This is a genomic window from Chitinophaga sancti (assembly GCF_034087045.1).
Taxonomy (GTDB): domain Bacteria; phylum Bacteroidota; class Bacteroidia; order Chitinophagales; family Chitinophagaceae; genus Chitinophaga; species Chitinophaga sancti_B.
Genome location: NZ_CP139247.1, coordinates 7,920,981 through 7,938,008, shown reverse-complemented (window position 1 = coordinate 7,938,008; position 17,028 = coordinate 7,920,981). Strand labels below are relative to the sequence as shown.

Genomic DNA, 17,028 nt, shown 5'->3' with positions numbered 1-17,028 from the left:
ACAGACCAACAGGTAATTATATTGCCCCTATATTATATTATTAGAAGTTACGGTCGGTGGTATACCTGACCATTGATTCGAGTCCTTGTCTGATATTGCTATCAGGGAAGCTATGGAGGATCGCCATGGCTTCGTCGCGGTATTCGAACATCTTCTGTTGTGTATACTCGATACCACCGGAAGCTTTCACCAATGTAATGACTTCTTCCACGCGGGCTTTATCGGTATTATGATTTTTTACGATGTTGATGATTTGTCTTCTTACGTCTGGTGTAGCGTGTTCCAATGTATAGATAAGGGGGAGGGTCATTTTTTTCTCTCTTATATCTATGCCGGTTGGTTTACCGATTTTTTCGCTGCCATAGTCGAAGAGGTCATCTTTGATCTGAAAGGCGACGCCTACTTTTTCGCCGAAGAGGCGCATCTTCTCCGTAGTATCTTCATCATTAGAGGTGCTCCAGGCGCCGGCGGAACAGGCGGCGGCGAGGAGGGAGGCAGTTTTACGGCGGATGATTTCGAAGTAGATATCTTCTTTAATATTGAGTTTACGTGTTTTCTCGATCTGTAGCAGTTCGCCTTCGCTCATTTCCTTTACGGCCTGGGAGAGGATCTGGAGTGCTCTGAAGTCATTATTGTTCAAAGAGAGGAGGAGTCCTTTGGAAAGGAGGTAGTCTCCCACGAGCACAGCGATCTTATTTTTCCACAAAGCGTTGATGGAGAAGAATCCACGGCGTTCATTGGCATCATCCACAACATCATCATGTACGAGGGTCGCGGTGTGCAGCAATTCCACGAGTGCGGCAGCGCGGTATGTACTTTCCTGGATATCATTACTGAACAGGCGTGCCGAGAGCAAAACGAACATGGGGCGCATTTGCTTCCCTTTTCGTTTAACGATATAATGCATGATCCTGTCCAACAGTGCGACATTACTCTTTACTGCATCAGAAAATTTGCTCTCGAAATCCCTTAATTCCTTACTGATCAGGTTTTTAATCTCGTCCATGGTTGATTGAAAAAGATTGCTAATCTATGCTTAAAATATCAAATTTTAACAATTTGGCCCCTAATTTGTATATAAGGGAGTAACAAAACTTTAACATTACTTTGTTTAAGTTATAACAAATATGCTTATTCGTTATATACTCCAAACAAAGTATGGCACAACATTAGTTTGGCCTAAGTGTTAATAGTTAACCAGTTATCAATAGAAATAATATTGCAACAAAAATTTGAATATTCATTTGAGAATTTTACCTTTGCTGGGTAAAAAAACGGGTTATTAGTAAATTTTTAACAGTTTTTAAATAGAAAACAATTATGGCAAGCAAAAAGTACTTATTACTGGCTGGCGCTATGAGTCTCCTAGCGGCGTCTTCCAGTTATGCACAAGTTACCCCTGTTTTTGACGCCCTGGATTCAACCAAAGTTCCAGCATCAAGACAGGCACAACAAAACAATTTCGCGAATCACCAGTATGATTTCCCTGCGAAACCACGCGATATGTGGGAATTAGGTTTCCACGGTGGTCTGCACGTTATCAACGGTACCATTCCTGCTAAACCAGGTTTTGGTGGTGGTATCTCCCTGAGAAAATCTCTGGGTCATACATTCTCCATCAGAGGTGAGTATACTGGTTCCTTCGACAAAGGTCAGGATTACAGACTGCGTCCAGTAGCTGGTGCAGGTGGTGGCGCTGCTACTATCTGGTCTAAAACTGCTGCTTTAAACGGTGGTATGATCGTTCCTAACTATAAAACTGCAACTCACCAGCTGTCTTTTGATCTGATCGCTTCTCTGAGCAACATCCTGTTCTACAAGGCACAGCCAAAAATGAACTGGTATGTATTCGGTGGTTATTCACTGGGTCTGATCGACGTTGACGTTGATGCAGTAGATGCTAGCGGTAACGGTTATAACTATTCTGGTATCAACTTTAGCGGTAAACGTAAAGATATCAAGGATCAGCTGAACAACCTGTACGATGGTGATTATGAATCAAACGCTCCATCTCAGGGTAACAGAGGTAATATCGGTCGTAAAGACAACAACCAGCTGTGGCGTCATGGTGCCGATTTCGGTACTGGCATAGCCTGGAGAGTGTCTAAACGTTTCAATATCGGTCTGGAAGAGAAATACACTATGTATTTCGATGATTATCTGGACGGTTATTCTTCTCCATACTCTAACCATAAGGATGCATTCAGCTACACTAGCGTACGTCTGAACTTCAACCTGGGTAACAGCTCTAAGAGAGTTGAACCATTATGGTGGGTTAATCCGCTCAACTATGCTTACAATGAGCTGAGCGCACCTCGTCACATGAAACTGCCTACTCCAGTTCTGCCTGATGCAGATGGTGATGGCGTAACTGATCAGTTCGACCGCGAACCAAACACACCAGCTGGTGCTCCAGTTGATGTTCATGGTGTAGCAAAAGATACTGATGGTGATGGTGTTCCTGACTACAAAGACAAACAGCTGATCACTCCAACTTATTGCCAGCCAGTTGATGCTGATGGTGTTGGTAAGTGCCCAGATCCTGAGTGCTGCAAGACTCCTCCTCCAGCAGCTTGTGGTAGCCTGGTTCTGCCTAGCGTAGCATTCAAAGGTGCTTCTACTAAGGTAGGTTCTGACAACGAAGCTATCCTGGCTTCTGTTGCTAGCACACTGAAATCTAACCCAACTTGTAACATCCTGGTAACAGGTCACGCAGGTGCTAAGGGTAAGAAAGGTGGTGTTGACCTGAGCAGCCGTCGTGTTGATTCAGTGATCGACTACCTGGCTGACAAGCAAGGTATCGACCGTGGTCGCTTCATCAAACAAAACACTCCTGGTGAGTCTGGTACTGTAGATCTGTCTCCAGCTAACTAATTCTCACTGAGAAAAAATATAAAGGCCCTGTCTCAACAGAGACGGGGTTTTTTTATGCCCGCCGTAAAGGATGGGTCATGGAATAGCCTTTAACATTTCTCAGCACCATTTTTGGTTCAAAGAGTGCCACTGACAGGGTTCTTCAATAATCCCCAAATCCCCACCGGTTACCTTTGCTACCCCCGGAAGCAGCATTGTTAACTCTTACAAAAAATTTTCTATATTCCTGAATTCACACTAACTTTGATGGCTTTTTTGAGTAGCAGAACTGTTTGAGTGCACACTCCTAAAGGGAGGTAGTTACGACATCAAAAGAAATACTACTCTTATTCATTTAATTACTTATTTCGTGAGAAAAGACATTAACAGGGTTAGCCTGGCCGGTTTAGTAGTAGCATTAGGTATTATTTACGGTGACATTGGAACCTCTCCGTTATACGTTTTCAAGGCTATTATAGGTACGAACTATATTAGCGATCTCCTGGTCATTGGCGGTATTTCCTGTATTTTCTGGACCCTGACTTTACAAACAACCATTAAGTATGTGATTCTGACCCTTCGGGCAGACAACAAAGGAGAAGGCGGTATCTTCTCATTATACGCGCTCGTAAGGCGCCATGCAAAATGGGCCGTTATCTTTGGTATGATTGGCGGCGCCGCACTACTGGCAGACGGTATCATTACCCCACCTATTACTGTAACGACCGCGATTGAAGGTCTACGCACACTGGAAGTATTTAAAGATCTTAGTCAGTGGACAATTGTAAAGATTGTACTGACAATTATTACTTTACTCTTCGTAGTTCAGCAATTTGGTACAAACTCTATTGGTAAGCTGTTTGGCCCTATCATGGTGATTTGGTTCTCCATGCTGGGTATTCTGGGACTTTCACACCTGGCAGATGATTTCTCTGTACTGAAAGCTTTCAGCCCACACTATGCGATACAGTTATTAACTACCTATCCCCGTGGTTTCCTGATCCTGGGTGCAGTCTTCCTGTGTACGACAGGTGCTGAAGCCCTGTATTCTGACCTGGGGCACTGTGGTAAAGGCAATATCCGCGTATCCTGGACTTTTGTGAAAACCTGTCTGCTCCTGAACTATCTGGGACAGGGTGCATGGTTGCTCACACACAAAGGCACGATGCTGCCTAAGGATCAGAACCCGTTCTTTACGATTATGCCAGAGTGGTTTGTGATACCTGGTATCCTGATCGCAACAATGGCGTCAATTATCGCGAGCCAGGCATTGATCTCCGGTTCATTTACATTGATTTCAGAAGCGATGCGACTGAATCTTTGGCCGAAGCTAAAGATCAATTATCCTACTGAAATGCGTGGTCAGTTGTACATTCCAGGTATCAACACCATGATGTGGATAGGTTGTGTGGCTATCGTATTAATCTTCCAGGAATCGGGGGCGATGGAAGCGGCGTATGGTCTCTCTATTACGATTTGTATGTTGATGACTTCGTGTTTGTTCGCCTTCTATTTATACACGCGAAGGGTGCGTGTCAGTTTGATTCTACTTTACCTGATTATATATTTTACGATAGAGTTCTCTTTCCTGTTCGCCAACCTGGTGAAATTTATGCACGGTGGTTATGTGACCGTGATTGTGGCAGGGGTGTTGTTCCTGATTATGCTGGTGTGGTTTAAATCACGCAAGATCAAAAATCGTTACGTTGAATTTGTACGACTGGAAGATCATCTGGCTGTGATTCAGGAGCTGAGCAACGATACGACTATACCCAAGTATGCTACGCACCTGGTGTATATGAGTAGTGCTGATAATCCGAAGGAGATCGAACATAAGATCATCTATTCTATTCTGAATAAGAAACCAAAGCGTGCGGATATCTATTGGTTTGTGCATGTGGATGTAGTAGATGAACCCTATCTGAGTGAATACTCTGTACAGACGATTATCCCGAACGAGGTGATTCGTGTGGAATTCCGCCTAGGGTTTAAGGTGGAGCAACGTATTAACCTGATGTTCAGAATGGTGGTGGAAGATATGGTGAGGAATAAGGAGGTGAATATCACCAGCCGTTATGAATCACTGAGCAAGAATAATGTGGTGGGTGACTTCCAGTTTATAGTAATGGAGAAGTTCCTGTCACATGATAATGACCTGCCATTGTATGAGCGAATGATCATGCGTATGTATTTCTGGTTGAAACGCGTGAGCCTTTCTGAGGAGCGGGGTTTTGGACTGGATTCAAGTTATGTAACGATTGAGAAATACCCGCTGGTAGTAGCACCGGTGACGAATTTGCAATTGAAGCGAATTATACATTAAAAATAAGAGGGCCGCTCATGTGAGCGGCCCTTATTATTTAGTCTTTATGGGTATTTTTTTAGTCTATATAGAATCCAAATTTGCCCATTCTTTCATCGCGCATGGCTTCCATGATCTCCGTTTGTGTGTTCATCACATAGGGACCATGCCAGGCGACGGGTTCATTCAGTGGCAGGCCATCGCAATACAGGATAAGTGCGTCTTTGCCGGCACTGATTTCAATTTCATCTCCGTCATTATTGAAGAGCACCATACTTCTGTTGCCGGTTGTGCGACCATTGATGGTGACTTCTCCGTGGAGGACATAGAAAAGGATGTTTCTTTCCTTCGAAACGTTGATTTTAGTACTGCCACCTTCACTGATGTCAATCAGGAATGCGTTAATGTCTGTAATCGACTGTAAAGCCCCTTTATGACCATTCCACTGACCACCTGCGATTGCTACCTTCACTTTATCATTTGTGATGACCGGGATATCGTCTTTTTGTAAGCCCCTGTACTTAGCTGGGATCATTTTGTCTTTTGCAGGCAGGTTGATCCATAATTGTAACAACTCTAAATCTCCACCTGTTTCCTTGAAAGTATCTTCTACGTATTCGTTGTGAATGAGACCGCGGGCGGCGGTCATCCATTGTACGCCACCTTCGTCGATGCGGCTGTGGAAGCCGTGGGAGTCTTTGTGGACCACGTGGCCTTTTACGATCCAGGTAACGGTTTCAAAGCCGCGATGTGGGTGTGGTCCGAATGGCATGCCTGCATTGAAAGGAGGCAGGGTCATGGGTCCATGGTGATGGAGGAGGAGGAATGGATCGATGGTGTTGCCGTCGGGGAGCGGCAGGGGGCTGTAGAAATGATATGATGAGAGGGAACCACTGATGGGGTGGTTTGTGTTGATTTTGTTAATTGATCTTTGCATACGGCAAAGGTACGAAGGAGGGAGAGAGTGGGGGATGGACGGAATTCAGAATCTGTTGTATAAAAAATAGAGGTTTGTTGGAGTCAGTAAAGAGGAGTCGGTTAGAAAAAAATTGAGGTTGTGAAAGCCAATAAAAAAGTAGCCTGTTAGAAAAAATAGAAGTTGTTGTGCAAAAAATAGAATTCTATTTGTAATAAAAAAGTCCCCCGGAGAACCAGAGGACTTTCTTTAACACAACTAAAAAAACAATCAAACGTTCGAATGTAATCAATCGGGTTTTTTCCCATCTAAAAAAGTATTGATCGTATTGATTTCTGCCTGATTATTCTGACTATCAGAAATTGTATAGTTAGAATAGAAATTCTCGGCAGAACCAGCACCATTATCGAGATTAATATTTCGACGAATGTATGCAGGAACGTTTTCAATTTCTGAATTATTATCGATGCCTTTCACGTTAAAACTGAGGCTACGCAATTTTGCTACGCGCTCTGCCTGTTTACGCTTTTGCTCTTCTAATTGCTCTTCAAATGCATGCAGCTGTTGCATATCATTTGTCATCTCTGTGCCTGGCTCTTCTTCACGGAATACGATCTTCATCTCTGGCGTTTCTGCCGGAGGTGGAGTAGTAGTCGGCTCAATAAAAATGTGCCTGGCAGGATATCCGCCAGCCGCCTGATTATTGGGCTGTATTACGTTTACATTGTTGTAGCCTGGTGTAGGAGCTGTTGTTCCTACTGGCTCAATGTTGAGTGCAAAACTGCTTCTACTTTCTGCCGGAGGTTCTGGAGTTACAAACGTTGTAGCCGGCTGCGTCACCACAGGCTCTACCAACCGTGGCGCCATATGGTCGGTTGGTTCGATGAACATAGAGTTGTTGCTGGAGCTAACGGGAGTGTTCATCTTTTTTTCATCACCTTCACGACCCAGTTCCATTACGATTCTAGGTTGATTATGAGATGGATCCTGTGGGGCCTGTTTTACCTGCTGAATCGGTTTTTGTTCGAAACCTGTAGCGATAACAGTTACACCCAGTTTACGATCCAGATCCTGGTCGTAACCAACACCGAGGATCACATCGCAATCCTCACCTGCCTGGCTTTGTACATAAGCCTGGATAGTATCCATTTCATCCAGTGTGTGTTCAAATTCACCTTCTGCAGAAGAGATGTTGAGCAGGATCCATTTTGCACCACGGATGTCGTTATCATTCAGCAGCGGTGAAGTCAGTGCTTCTTCGATTGCTTTCTGCGCGCGGTTTTCACCTTCTGCAGTTGCAGCACCGAGTATAGCCACACCACCATTGCGCATTACGGTACAAACGTCCGCAAAGTCCACGTTGATCTGACCAGTGCTGTTGATCACATCAGTGATACATTTAGCAGCGGTAGCCAGTACGTTATCTGCTTTTTCGAAAGCAGCTTTGAACTTCAGGTCGCCGAACTTCTGGCGCAGTTTATCATTAGAAATTATCAGCAGTGTATCGACGTATTCTTTCAGACGGTTTACACCATCATCTGCCTGTTGCATCCTTTTCTTCCCTTCGTAAGAGAAGGGAGTAGTAACGATGCCCACAGTGAGGATACCCAGTTCTTTACAGATCTTTGCGATGATAGGAGCGCCACCTGTACCGGTACCACCACCCATACCCGCCGTGATGAATGCCATTTTGGTATTCACCTCTAAGATCTTTTTGATTTCTTCAAAGGATTCTTCAGTGGCCTGTTCACCGATGCGGGGGTTGGCACCAGCACCCAGACCCTGAGTCAGGTGCGGACCTAACTGAATTTTATTGGGAACAGGACTATTGGAGATAGCCTGTGCATCTGTATTACAGATGATAAAATTCACACCCTCAATGCGCTGGTTGAACATGTGGTTCACCGCGTTGCTTCCGCCACCACCAATGCCTATCACTTTGATGATGGAAGACTTTTCTTTGGGAAGATCAAAATGTATCATGACTCTATCTCTTTTATGGGTTAGTAAGTATAATTAATAATGCCCACAAATTCTTCTATAGTTAGTAATTATTGGTAGTGGTAGAACCCACTACCATTATCCGAATATTAATTATCTGATTTCAAATCGTTTATGGCTGCAACAATTACGCCATTCTCGGAAAATACCCTGTTAAAGTTTTGCATCCTCTTCTTCAGTGAACATATCGATGATCTTCGTTTTCATTCTGTCAAGGAATGTTTTCAGCGAGGCATTTCTTTCTCTCGCTTTTCTTGCCTGAATTTCATCAACTGACGGGGCATCATCTTCCCAGCTGCTATCCGGTTCTGTAGCGGCTTTTGAAGCCTGCTCCTTTGCGACATAACTGGTATTGATCTTAACGTAATTTTCTTCTATCGCTCTGCGGTCATTCTCGTAATCGTTGTAACCTTTGAGAATAAGACCTATGCATGTTGCATACATTGGTTTGGTCAGCTCGTCGATATGACCAGAGGCCAGGTGCTCGTTCGGATACCCGATTCGTGCACTTACACCGGTAGTATATTCTGTGAGCTGGATCAGATGTTTCAGCTGGGAGCCACCACCTGTGAGGATGATACCGCCATTGAGCATCTTGTTGTCCATACCAATCTGCTTGAGATGATAAATGACGAAGTCCATGATTTCACTCATACGTGCCTGTATGATGTGTGCCAGGTTCTTCACTGAAATCTCTTTCGGGCTTTGTCCGCGCAGTCCGGGGATGGTGATGTAAGCATTGCTTTTTGCTTCATCAGCCAGTGCGTAACCGAATTGCACTTTCATTTGTTCTGCCTGCGTTTTCAGTACACCGAGACCGTTCTTGATATCGTTGGTGATATTCTCACCACCGTAAGGAATTACGGCTGTGTGCTTCAGGATACCTTCGTAGAACACTGCCAGGTCTGTAGTACCACCACCGATATCAACGATGGCTACGCCTGCTTCGAAGTCCATATCACACATTACGGCAGCGGCAGAAGCCAGGGGCTGAAGCACGAGGTCGTGGATCTTCAATCCGGATTTCTCCACACTACGGTTGATATTGCGAATCGCATTCTTATCACCAGTGATAATATGGAAGTTCGCACCCACCTTCACACCGCTCATCCCGATCGGGTAAGTAATGTTCTGGAGGCTATCAACAATATATTGTTGTGGGATCACGTCAATGATCTGGTCACTGGCGGGGATCACCGTTTTATACTGGTCATTTATCAGTTGATCAATATCTTTCTGGGATATTTCCGCTTCGGTATCGCTACGCACGATATCGCCACGGGTCTGCAGGCTCTTGATGTGATGACCTGCAATGCCAACATACACTTCATTGATCTCCAGGTTTGGATTAGAAGCATAGCAGTTCTCCAGGGCCTGACGTATCGCCTTTATCGTCTGATCAATATTCAGCACCATTCCGTGCTGAACACCAAAAGACGGGGCTTTACCGAACCCCAGGATTTCCAGTTTCCCGAATTCGTTTTTTCGACCTGCAATGGCAGCAATCTTTGTAGTTCCAATATCAAGACCTACAATGATAGGAGCTTCCTGATTCATGGCGTTTCTATAGTTTTTTGTTGTGTTACTAATTTCTACCCGGCTTATACACTGCCTTTGGTTCCTTTTTTCCAGACGACTTGTCTTTTGAATTTCTTGGTTTTGACGCCGTCGTTCTGGCTGGTACCACTCTGATTGAAGCCTCAAGCTTTGTTGCTTCTGGTTGCACTGAATCATTTCCGTGCACCATTATCCTTGCCAGTGTATCGCCGGTGCTGGCTAATTTCGCGCTGTCTTCAGCGGCCAGCTTTTTCGATAATTCCTCCCCGCTTCTCCGTGTGCAAACTACTTCGTTTTCATATGCAACATTGATCTTTGCGTAATTGTTCCATCCTACTTTACTCAACCCCTCTTTATAGAACGCCAGCAGTTTGTTAAATTTTTTTGTTACATCGGTTCCGTCTCCAAACAGTATCACGTGATCGCCCAGTGTTGGTATGATTTCAAACTCACGCTGGGGAGTGATCACCACCTGTTCTACCTGTGCAGTCCAGAAAGGGTCGCTTTGTATGAAGTTGCCTATTTCCATGATGCCTGCGGTCAATGCGCTGTCTGCCTTTTGCACTTTTGCAGCGTCTGACGGATAATCTGTGAACACCGGTACTCTTGCTGTATAGCGGGCCGATACCGGTATTCTTTCTCCATCTTTGTCGAGGTAGTAAGTATTTCCTGCTAAGGTAAAAATCCTTGCTACGGGCTCTCGCTGAGCGACTTTGATGTTGAGCTTTCGTTGGTTGTCCACAAAGATGTTCGCAGTTTTTACCCAGGGATCACGGGATACTATCTTCTCCAATGCTGCGATGTTTATCTCTTTTATGGGCTTGCCTACAGGATTTAAATTCCTGTCGCCAGCTACCAACACTTTTATATCTTTCTCTTCTATAAAAAAGTTGTTCTCGTCACCCACCAGTTTTACAACGATCCCCCTGCATTTACCATCTTCCTTGTCCTGCACTGCCGCAACAAGCAGGATCACGAATCCAGTCAATACCGCTGTCCAGAGCAGTACACTACCTATTCGTTTTAATGCCCGGCGGGTCTTGGTTTGCATTTGGGTTTAAATTTTTTTTGTCTACTCTTTCACTTTCTCTCCGTTCAATATTTCTCTGATCGGATCTCTGAATTGGTCAATGTCTCCGGCACCAGCTGTGATGAGCAATGGTACACTATTCGATTTTACCCAGGCCATTACGTCTTCTTTCTGTATCACCTGAACTGGTACTGTAATCTTTTCCGCCAGGATCTCACTGTGCACCCCTTCGATGGGCAACTCTCTGGCCGGATAGATAGGTAGCAGCAGCACTTCATCTGCCAGGGACAGGCTCTCAGCAAATCCTTCGGCCAGGTCACGTGTACGGGTATACAAGTGTGGCTGGAAGATGACTGTACAGCGCTTGTCGGGGAATAAGCTGCGGGCACTGCTAATGAGGGCGCGCAATTCTTCCGGATGATGTGCGTAGTCGTCTATGTATACCTGGTAATCGTTCTTTACCAGATATTCAAAGCGACGTTTGATGCCTTTGAAATCAGCAATCGCTGCTTTGATCTTTGCGGCATCTATGCCTAACAGGTGCGCCACTGTAATGGCTGCCACTGAATTTTCAATATTGTGTGTGCCACCGATAGGCAATTGTACATCGTGAATGTGCCAGTCCTGCTCTACTACATCAAACAGGTAACCACCGTCAACTGTTCTGATATTGGTCGCATAAATATTTGCCTGTGTATCTTTCAGGTGATACCAACGTTTATTATCACCCTTTAGTTCAGTTGCACGAGGTAATCCCAGTTTTGCGATCAGCGTACCATTGGGCTTGATGTTCGCGGTATACTGTACGAATGCATCCTGCATGTCTGCTTCTGTACCATAGATATCCAGGTGATCTGCATCCATAGCGGTGAGGATCGCGATATCCGGGTGTAGTTTCAGGAATGAACGGTCATACTCATCTGCTTCGATCACGGCTACCTGTTTATCACTGCTCCAGAAGTTACGGTCGTAGTTGGCGCTGATACCACCGAGAAAGGCGTTGCAACCATAGCCACTATGACGCAGTATGTGAGCGGTAAGGGTAGAGATGGTTGTTTTGCCATGTGTACCACCTACGGTGATGGCGAACAACTCTTTGGTGATCTCCTGCAAAACGTCGCTCCTTTTTACTACTTCGTATTCGTTCTTACGATACCAGATCAATTCTGAATGTGAACCTGGGATAGCGGGAGTGTATACAACCAGCTGTGCATCTTTGTCCAGCAGGGTAACATCATCCGAGTAATGAATCTGCATACCTTCTTCAGCCAGCTGACGGGTCAGCGGTGTTTCGGTACGGTCGTAGCCACTCACATGCACACCTTTTTCATTAAAAAAGCGGGCAATGGCGCTCATACCGATGCCTCCGATTCCAATGAAGTAAACGCGTTGTATGTTGTTCAGATCCATTTTTACTTATCCTTTTATTTAATCAGTGCTAAAACCTGTTTAGCAATGACCATATCAGCATTTGAATTTCCCAGTTTTGCTATATTTTCTTCCAGTTGTCGCAATAACGCATTGTTTTGTAACAGACTGAATAAAGTATTTCCTAATTGAGCGGCTGCATCATCATTTTTAATGAGGATGGCGGCCTTTTTATCTACCAGGCTTTTTGCATTGAAGGTCTGATGGTCTTCGGCCGCAAACGGGTAGGGCACAAAGATGACAGGTTTCTTCACTACACAGAGTTCGGCGATGGCCAGTGCACCTGCACGTGATACCACTACATCCGCAGCCTTGTAGGCGAAGTCCATTACGTTGATAAACTCATACACCTTTACATGAGAGGCATATGGTGCTGCAACGGCTTTCGCTGTTTCAAAGTAAGGCTTACCTGTTTGCCAGATCAGTTGAATATCCTTTTCTACAAAAGTGGCGAGTATTGGCGCCAATGCCTCGTTGATGGCTTTTGCTCCCAGGCTACCACCCACAGCGAACACTGTTTGTTTACCTGTAAGGAGGCCAAAATGAGCGAGTGCATCTTCTTTTGATACGGCAGACTGTGTAATGTTGCCTCTGACAGGATTGCCAGTCATTACAATTTTATCCGCCGGGAAGAATTTCTCCATTCCTTCGTAAGCGACACAGATCTTAGCAGCTTTCTTACCCAGTATCATATTGGATTTTCCTGCAAAGGAATTTTGTTCCTGTATGAGGGTAGGAATACCTTTCTTCTGTGCTTTGCGCATGACAGGGAAGCTGGCGTAACCACCTACACCTACCACAGCATCTGGTTTAAAACTGTCAATGATCTTACGGGCCTTTGACAGGCTTTTCAGAATCTTGAACGGCAACAACAGGTTCTTGAGCATATTGCTACGGTTGAATCCTGCTATTTCCAATCCTTCGATGCGGTAGCCAGCCTGCGGCACTTTCTCCATCTCCATCTTTCCTTTGGCACCTACAAAGAGAATATCAGTTTCAGGTTCTATTTTTTTCAACGCATTGGCAATAGCGATCGCCGGGAAAATATGTCCTCCGGTACCACCACCTGCTATGATAATTCTGCGTTGCATGTTCATGTTAGTTTTTAAAATTCTTCTATTTCGGCTTGCTGGGCTACTACCTTTGCAATCCTTTCCTGTTCTATTCTTTTACCTTCCAGTTCTTCCACATTTCTTGACACACTCAGTATGATTCCTATAGCCAGACTTGTAAAGATCACAGAGGAGCCACCCATACTTACCAGCGGAAGTGTTACCCCTGTTACGGGAAAGAGCCCTACATTCACTGCCATATTTGTCAGTGCCTGTATGACTAATGTGATGCTGAGACCAACTGCCAGGAAAGCGCCGAATGCATAGGGACATTTTCTAAACAGGCTGATGCTTCTTAATAGTAGCAACATGTAGGCCATCAATATCAAAAAGGCGCCAAAGATACCATACTCCTCAATAATTGTAGCGTATATGTAGTCGCTATAAGCATGTGGGAGGAAGTTTCGCTGGGTACTGTTTCCAGGACCTTTGCCTAGCACACCACCACCTGCAATTGCAATGTTTGCCTGTTGTACCTGGTATGGTAAATCAGATTTATCATCATCACCTGAAGTGAAATGTTCAATTCTCTTTTTCCATGTTTCGGTACGCATCTTTTTTCCAGTCACTGCTGCCACTGCAAACATCAGTACAATCGCCACCAGACCTGCACCTACCATGGCAGCCAGATACCTGATAGGTACCCGGCCAATAAAGCAGAGGATCATACAGCTGGCGCCCAGCAACAATGCGGTCGACATGTTTGCAGGCATGATCAGTACACAGATGATACCCACCGGAATAATGATAGGCAGAAAGCCTCTCTTAAAATCGGTGATGTTACCCTGCCTTTTAGAAAGCTGTCTGCTCACATACATGAATATGGCCAGCTTAGCTACGTCAGAAGTCTGAAATGTCAGGTTAATAACGGGCAGTCTAATCCAGCGGCTGGCATCATTAATATGACTACCAAATGCCAGCGTATAGATCAGTAAAGGGATAGAGATCAGGAAACCTATCTGTGCCACACGGGAGTAAATAGTATAATTTACCCTGTGTGCAAAGTAGATGATCAGCAATCCCATTACTAATACACTCAGTTGTTTAAAGAGATAATACTCCGTATGACCGCCCTGAAGGCGATAGGCAAGCGAACCTGTGGCGCTGTAAACCGCCAGCAGACTCACTAGTGAGAGGAAGATCACGATCGTCCAAATCACTTTGTCACCCTTTGTCCTATGAAGTATACCGTCCATTTAACTTTTTTGGTTTCCGGAATATCCCGGATTTATTATAGTTCCCTCACGGCTTCTTTGAACTGCTTGCCTCTGTCCTCGTAATTCTTGAACAGATCGAAGCTCGCACAAGCCGGAGAAAGCAACACTACATCACCTTTTTCTGCATGTTGAAAGGCTGCTTCCACAGCTTCCTTCATACTGCGTGTATCAACCATTACCGGTGTATCTTTTGATAACGCATCCTGAATCGGTGCATTGTCTATACCCAGGCAGATAATTGCTTTTACTTTTTCTTTTACCAGGTCCCTGATAGCGCTATAATCATTTCCTTTATCCACACCTCCCATAATCAGCACTACCGGGGTTTCCATGCTTTCCAATGCAAACCACAGTGAGTTTACATTGGTGGCTTTACTATCATTGATGAAATCCACTCCACGCACAGTGGCAACGTACTCCATACGGTGCTCCAGACTCTTGAACGAAGTCAGGCTCTCCCGAATTTTTTCTTTCCTTATCTCCATGGTCCTACCAGCAATACCCGCTGCCATGGAATTGTACAAGTTGTGCTTGCCCTTAAGCGCGAGATCATACATTGATACGATAACTGGTTCATCATTAACCTGAATGTTTACCTGATCGTTTACCATAAATCCTCCTTGCTTTAACGGTTCCATGATAGTAAAGGGTATTGATGTTGAATAAATAGTTTGCTTCTTCAAATAATTGTCAATCTCCTGATCGTCTTTGCAATACACAAAGAAATCTTCCGGTCCCTGATTCATCGTTATGCGGAATTTTGACGCCACATAGTTCTCCATTTTGTAGTCATATCTATCCAGATGATCTGGTGTAATATTCAGCAGAATGGCCACATTGGGCTTGAACTCCACAATATCGTCGAGTTGAAAACTACTTACTTCGACGATGTAATAATCAACGGGTGCGGTAGCAACTACACGGGCATAACTCAGACCAATATTACCTACCATAGCGGCGTTGAAACCAGCTGTCTCAAAGATGTGGAAGGTGAGCGCTGTAGTAGTGCTCTTTCCATTGCTACCAGTGATGGCGATAATTTTGGCGTCTTTGCTAAACCTGTAAGCCAGCTCGATTTCAGAGATCACTGGTACTCCTTTCGCACGGATCTTTTTCATCAGTTCCGTTTTTTCAGGAATGCCAGGGCTTTTAACAATTTCATCGGCACCTAAAATCACATCCCAGGAATGCTGTCCTTCCTCGAAAGGAATAGCATTTACAGCGAGTTCCTGTTTATAAATATCCTTGATGGTTCCACCATCTGACACGAATACATCATACCCCTGTTGCTTGCCTAACAGGGCTGCACCAATTCCGCTTTCACCGGCTCCGAGTATGATGAGTTTCTTTGTCATTTTGCTTATCTGATTTTTAATGTTGCAATACTAACTACTGCACACATAATTGTTATGATCCAGAACCTTACTGCTATTTTACTTTCGTGGTAACCTAGCTTCTGGTAATGGTGGTGAAGTGGAGACATCAGAAATATGCGCTTGCCTTCACCATATTTTTTCTTGGTATACTTAAAGTAGGAGACCTGTAATACTACGCTCAGGTTTTCTACCAGGAATACACCACAGAAAATTGGTATCAATAATTCTTTTCTTACTATGATAGCCAGGGAAGCGATGATACCACCCAAAGCCAAACTACCTGTATCGCCCATGAACACCTGTGCCGGATAAGCATTGTACCAGAGGAAACCTACACAGGCACCTACAAAGGCGGCAATGAATATGGACAGTTCACCCAGGTTAGGGATGTACATGATATTCAGGTATTCGGCGAACTGGATGTTACCGGATACATAGGCGAATATGCCGAGACAAACGCCTATAACCGCCGATACACCCGTGGCCAATCCATCCAATCCATCTGTGAGATTTGCACCATTGGACACTGCCGTTATGATGATAATCACGATGAGGATATAGAGGATGTAAGTATATTTCTCTGCGCCAGGGATCCAGGAGATCAGTTTGGCGTAGTTGAATTCATGGTTTTTTACAAATGGGATAGAAGTGATGGGTGTCTTCACATCAGCAAAGCGATGTCCTTCTTTCGTCACTCTTTCCGATTTGGCCACAACTCTTTCGTAGGGGGCGAGTTTCTTCGCGCCAATGATTTCGCGGGAGATCACTACGTTTTCGTTGAAGTACAAAGTGCTGCCGATGATGATACCTAAACCAACCTGGCCCAGGATCTTGAACTTACCAGCCAGTCCTTCTTTGTTCTTTTTGAATACCTTGATATAGTCGTCCAGGAAACCGATCAGACCCAGCCAAACAGTGCAGAGCAGCATGAGCCAGATGTAAACGGTTTTTACCTGTGCAAACAGCAGGGTAGGAATAACAATAGCCGCCAGGATGATGAGGCCACCCATGGTAGGGGTACCTTTCTTACTGTTTTCACCTGCCAGGCCGAGGTCACGGATGGTTTCCCCTATCTGTTTTTTCTGGAGGAATCTTACGATACGTTTACCTAACAAGAGAGAGATTACCAGGGATAACAGTAACGCCATTGTCACACGGAACGTGATGAATTGAAACATCCCGCTACCGCTGAAATTTAACGTTTTCAAATAATTGAATAAGTAATAAAGCATACTG

The 17,028-nt window shown here is 44.7% G+C and carries 12 protein-coding genes; 2 read left to right on the top strand and 10 right to left on the bottom strand.

All coding sequences use genetic code 11. From position 1 onward, the window contains the following. Positions 1 to 40: 40 nt before the first annotated feature. On the bottom strand, positions 41 to 1,006 hold the full coding sequence (locus tag SIO70_RS31795; RefSeq protein ID WP_320577745.1) for a polyprenyl synthetase family protein: 966 nt from the start codon (positions 1,004 to 1,006) through the stop codon (positions 41 to 43). 314 nt (positions 1,007 to 1,320) lie between these two features. On the opposite strand from SIO70_RS31795, the gene SIO70_RS31790 reads away from it, so the two are divergent. Together SIO70_RS31790 and SIO70_RS31785 are read left to right on the top strand one after the other, a co-directional pair. Next, the gene (locus SIO70_RS31790) at positions 1,321 to 2,874 is read left to right on the top strand and encodes an OmpA family protein (RefSeq protein ID WP_320577743.1); all 1,554 of its coding nucleotides are present in this window, start codon (positions 1,321 to 1,323) and stop codon (positions 2,872 to 2,874) included. A gap of 349 nt (positions 2,875 to 3,223) precedes the next feature. After that, positions 3,224 to 5,176: a KUP/HAK/KT family potassium transporter gene (locus SIO70_RS31785; protein ID WP_183290065.1), complete on the top strand. Its 1,953-nt coding sequence runs from the start codon at positions 3,224 to 3,226 to the stop codon at positions 5,174 to 5,176. A 58-nt stretch (positions 5,177 to 5,234) separates the two neighbouring features. Here the strand turns inward: SIO70_RS31785 and SIO70_RS31780 are convergent, their stop codons facing one another. The 9 genes from SIO70_RS31780 to mraY form a co-directional block, all read right to left on the bottom strand. After that, complete coding sequence (locus SIO70_RS31780; RefSeq protein ID WP_320577740.1) at positions 5,235 to 6,092, bottom strand: pirin family protein; 858 nt, start codon at positions 6,090 to 6,092, stop codon at positions 5,235 to 5,237. Positions 6,093 to 6,359: 267 nt separating this feature from the next. After that, complete coding sequence (ftsZ, locus tag SIO70_RS31775) at positions 6,360 to 8,054, bottom strand: cell division protein FtsZ (RefSeq protein ID WP_320577738.1); 1,695 nt, start codon at positions 8,052 to 8,054, stop codon at positions 6,360 to 6,362. Between the two features lie 171 nt (positions 8,055 to 8,225). Next, positions 8,226 to 9,629 carry a cell division protein FtsA gene (gene ftsA / locus SIO70_RS31770; protein ID WP_320577736.1) on the bottom strand — a complete coding sequence of 468 codons (1,404 nt, stop codon included), beginning with the start codon at positions 9,627 to 9,629 and terminating at the stop codon, positions 8,226 to 8,228. Positions 9,630 to 9,657: 28 nt separating this feature from the next. Further along, positions 9,658 to 10,680, bottom strand: a complete 1,023-nt coding sequence (locus tag SIO70_RS31765; RefSeq protein ID WP_320577734.1) for a hypothetical protein — start codon at positions 10,678 to 10,680, stop codon at positions 9,658 to 9,660. Positions 10,681 to 10,701: 21 nt separating this feature from the next. Beyond that, a complete protein-coding gene (murC, locus tag SIO70_RS31760; RefSeq protein WP_320577731.1) occupies positions 10,702 to 12,069 on the bottom strand; it encodes a UDP-N-acetylmuramate--L-alanine ligase in 1,368 nt (455 codons plus the stop codon). 14 nt (positions 12,070 to 12,083) lie between these two features. Then, positions 12,084 to 13,178 carry an undecaprenyldiphospho-muramoylpentapeptide beta-N-acetylglucosaminyltransferase gene (murG, locus tag SIO70_RS31755; protein ID WP_320577730.1) on the bottom strand — a complete coding sequence of 365 codons (1,095 nt, stop codon included), beginning with the start codon at positions 13,176 to 13,178 and terminating at the stop codon, positions 12,084 to 12,086. Between the two features lie 14 nt (positions 13,179 to 13,192). Further along, the gene (locus SIO70_RS31750; RefSeq protein WP_320577727.1) at positions 13,193 to 14,395 is read right to left on the bottom strand and encodes an FtsW/RodA/SpoVE family cell cycle protein; all 1,203 of its coding nucleotides are present in this window, start codon (positions 14,393 to 14,395) and stop codon (positions 13,193 to 13,195) included. Between the two features lie 35 nt (positions 14,396 to 14,430). Continuing rightward, positions 14,431 to 15,771 carry a UDP-N-acetylmuramoyl-L-alanine--D-glutamate ligase gene (gene murD, locus SIO70_RS31745; RefSeq protein ID WP_320577725.1) on the bottom strand — a complete coding sequence of 447 codons (1,341 nt, stop codon included), beginning with the start codon at positions 15,769 to 15,771 and terminating at the stop codon, positions 14,431 to 14,433. A gap of 5 nt (positions 15,772 to 15,776) precedes the next feature. Then, entirely contained in the window at positions 15,777 to 16,970 is a 1,194-nt protein-coding gene (gene mraY / locus SIO70_RS31740; RefSeq protein WP_320577723.1) for a phospho-N-acetylmuramoyl-pentapeptide-transferase, read from the bottom strand. Between the last annotated feature and the right edge of the window lie 58 nt (positions 16,971 to 17,028).

What these genes read in the sequence shown, in the direction of transcription:
- SIO70_RS31790 (WP_320577743.1), top strand. Translation starts at nt 1,321, where the DNA reads ATGGCAAGCAAAAAGTACTTATTACTGGCTGGCGCTATGAGTCTCCTA.
- ftsA (WP_320577736.1), bottom strand. Translation starts at nt 9,629, where the DNA reads ATGAATCAGGAAGCTCCTATCATTGTAGGTCTTGATATTGGAACTACA.
- mraY (WP_320577723.1), bottom strand. Translation starts at nt 16,970, where the DNA reads ATGTTTCAATTCATCACGTTCCGTGTGACAATGGCGTTACTGTTATCC.
- ftsZ (WP_320577738.1), bottom strand. Translation starts at nt 8,054, where the DNA reads ATGATACATTTTGATCTTCCCAAAGAAAAGTCTTCCATCATCAAAGTG.
- murG (WP_320577730.1), bottom strand. Translation starts at nt 13,178, where the DNA reads ATGCAACGCAGAATTATCATAGCAGGTGGTGGTACCGGAGGACATATT.
- SIO70_RS31750 (WP_320577727.1), bottom strand. Translation starts at nt 14,395, where the DNA reads ATGGACGGTATACTTCATAGGACAAAGGGTGACAAAGTGATTTGGACG.
- SIO70_RS31765 (WP_320577734.1), bottom strand. Translation starts at nt 10,680, where the DNA reads ATGCAAACCAAGACCCGCCGGGCATTAAAACGAATAGGTAGTGTACTG.
- SIO70_RS31780 (WP_320577740.1), bottom strand. Translation starts at nt 6,092, where the DNA reads ATGCAAAGATCAATTAACAAAATCAACACAAACCACCCCATCAGTGGT.
- murC (WP_320577731.1), bottom strand. Translation starts at nt 12,069, where the DNA reads ATGGATCTGAACAACATACAACGCGTTTACTTCATTGGAATCGGAGGC.
- murD (WP_320577725.1), bottom strand. Translation starts at nt 15,771, where the DNA reads ATGACAAAGAAACTCATCATACTCGGAGCCGGTGAAAGCGGAATTGGT.
- SIO70_RS31795 (WP_320577745.1), bottom strand. Translation starts at nt 1,006, where the DNA reads ATGGACGAGATTAAAAACCTGATCAGTAAGGAATTAAGGGATTTCGAG.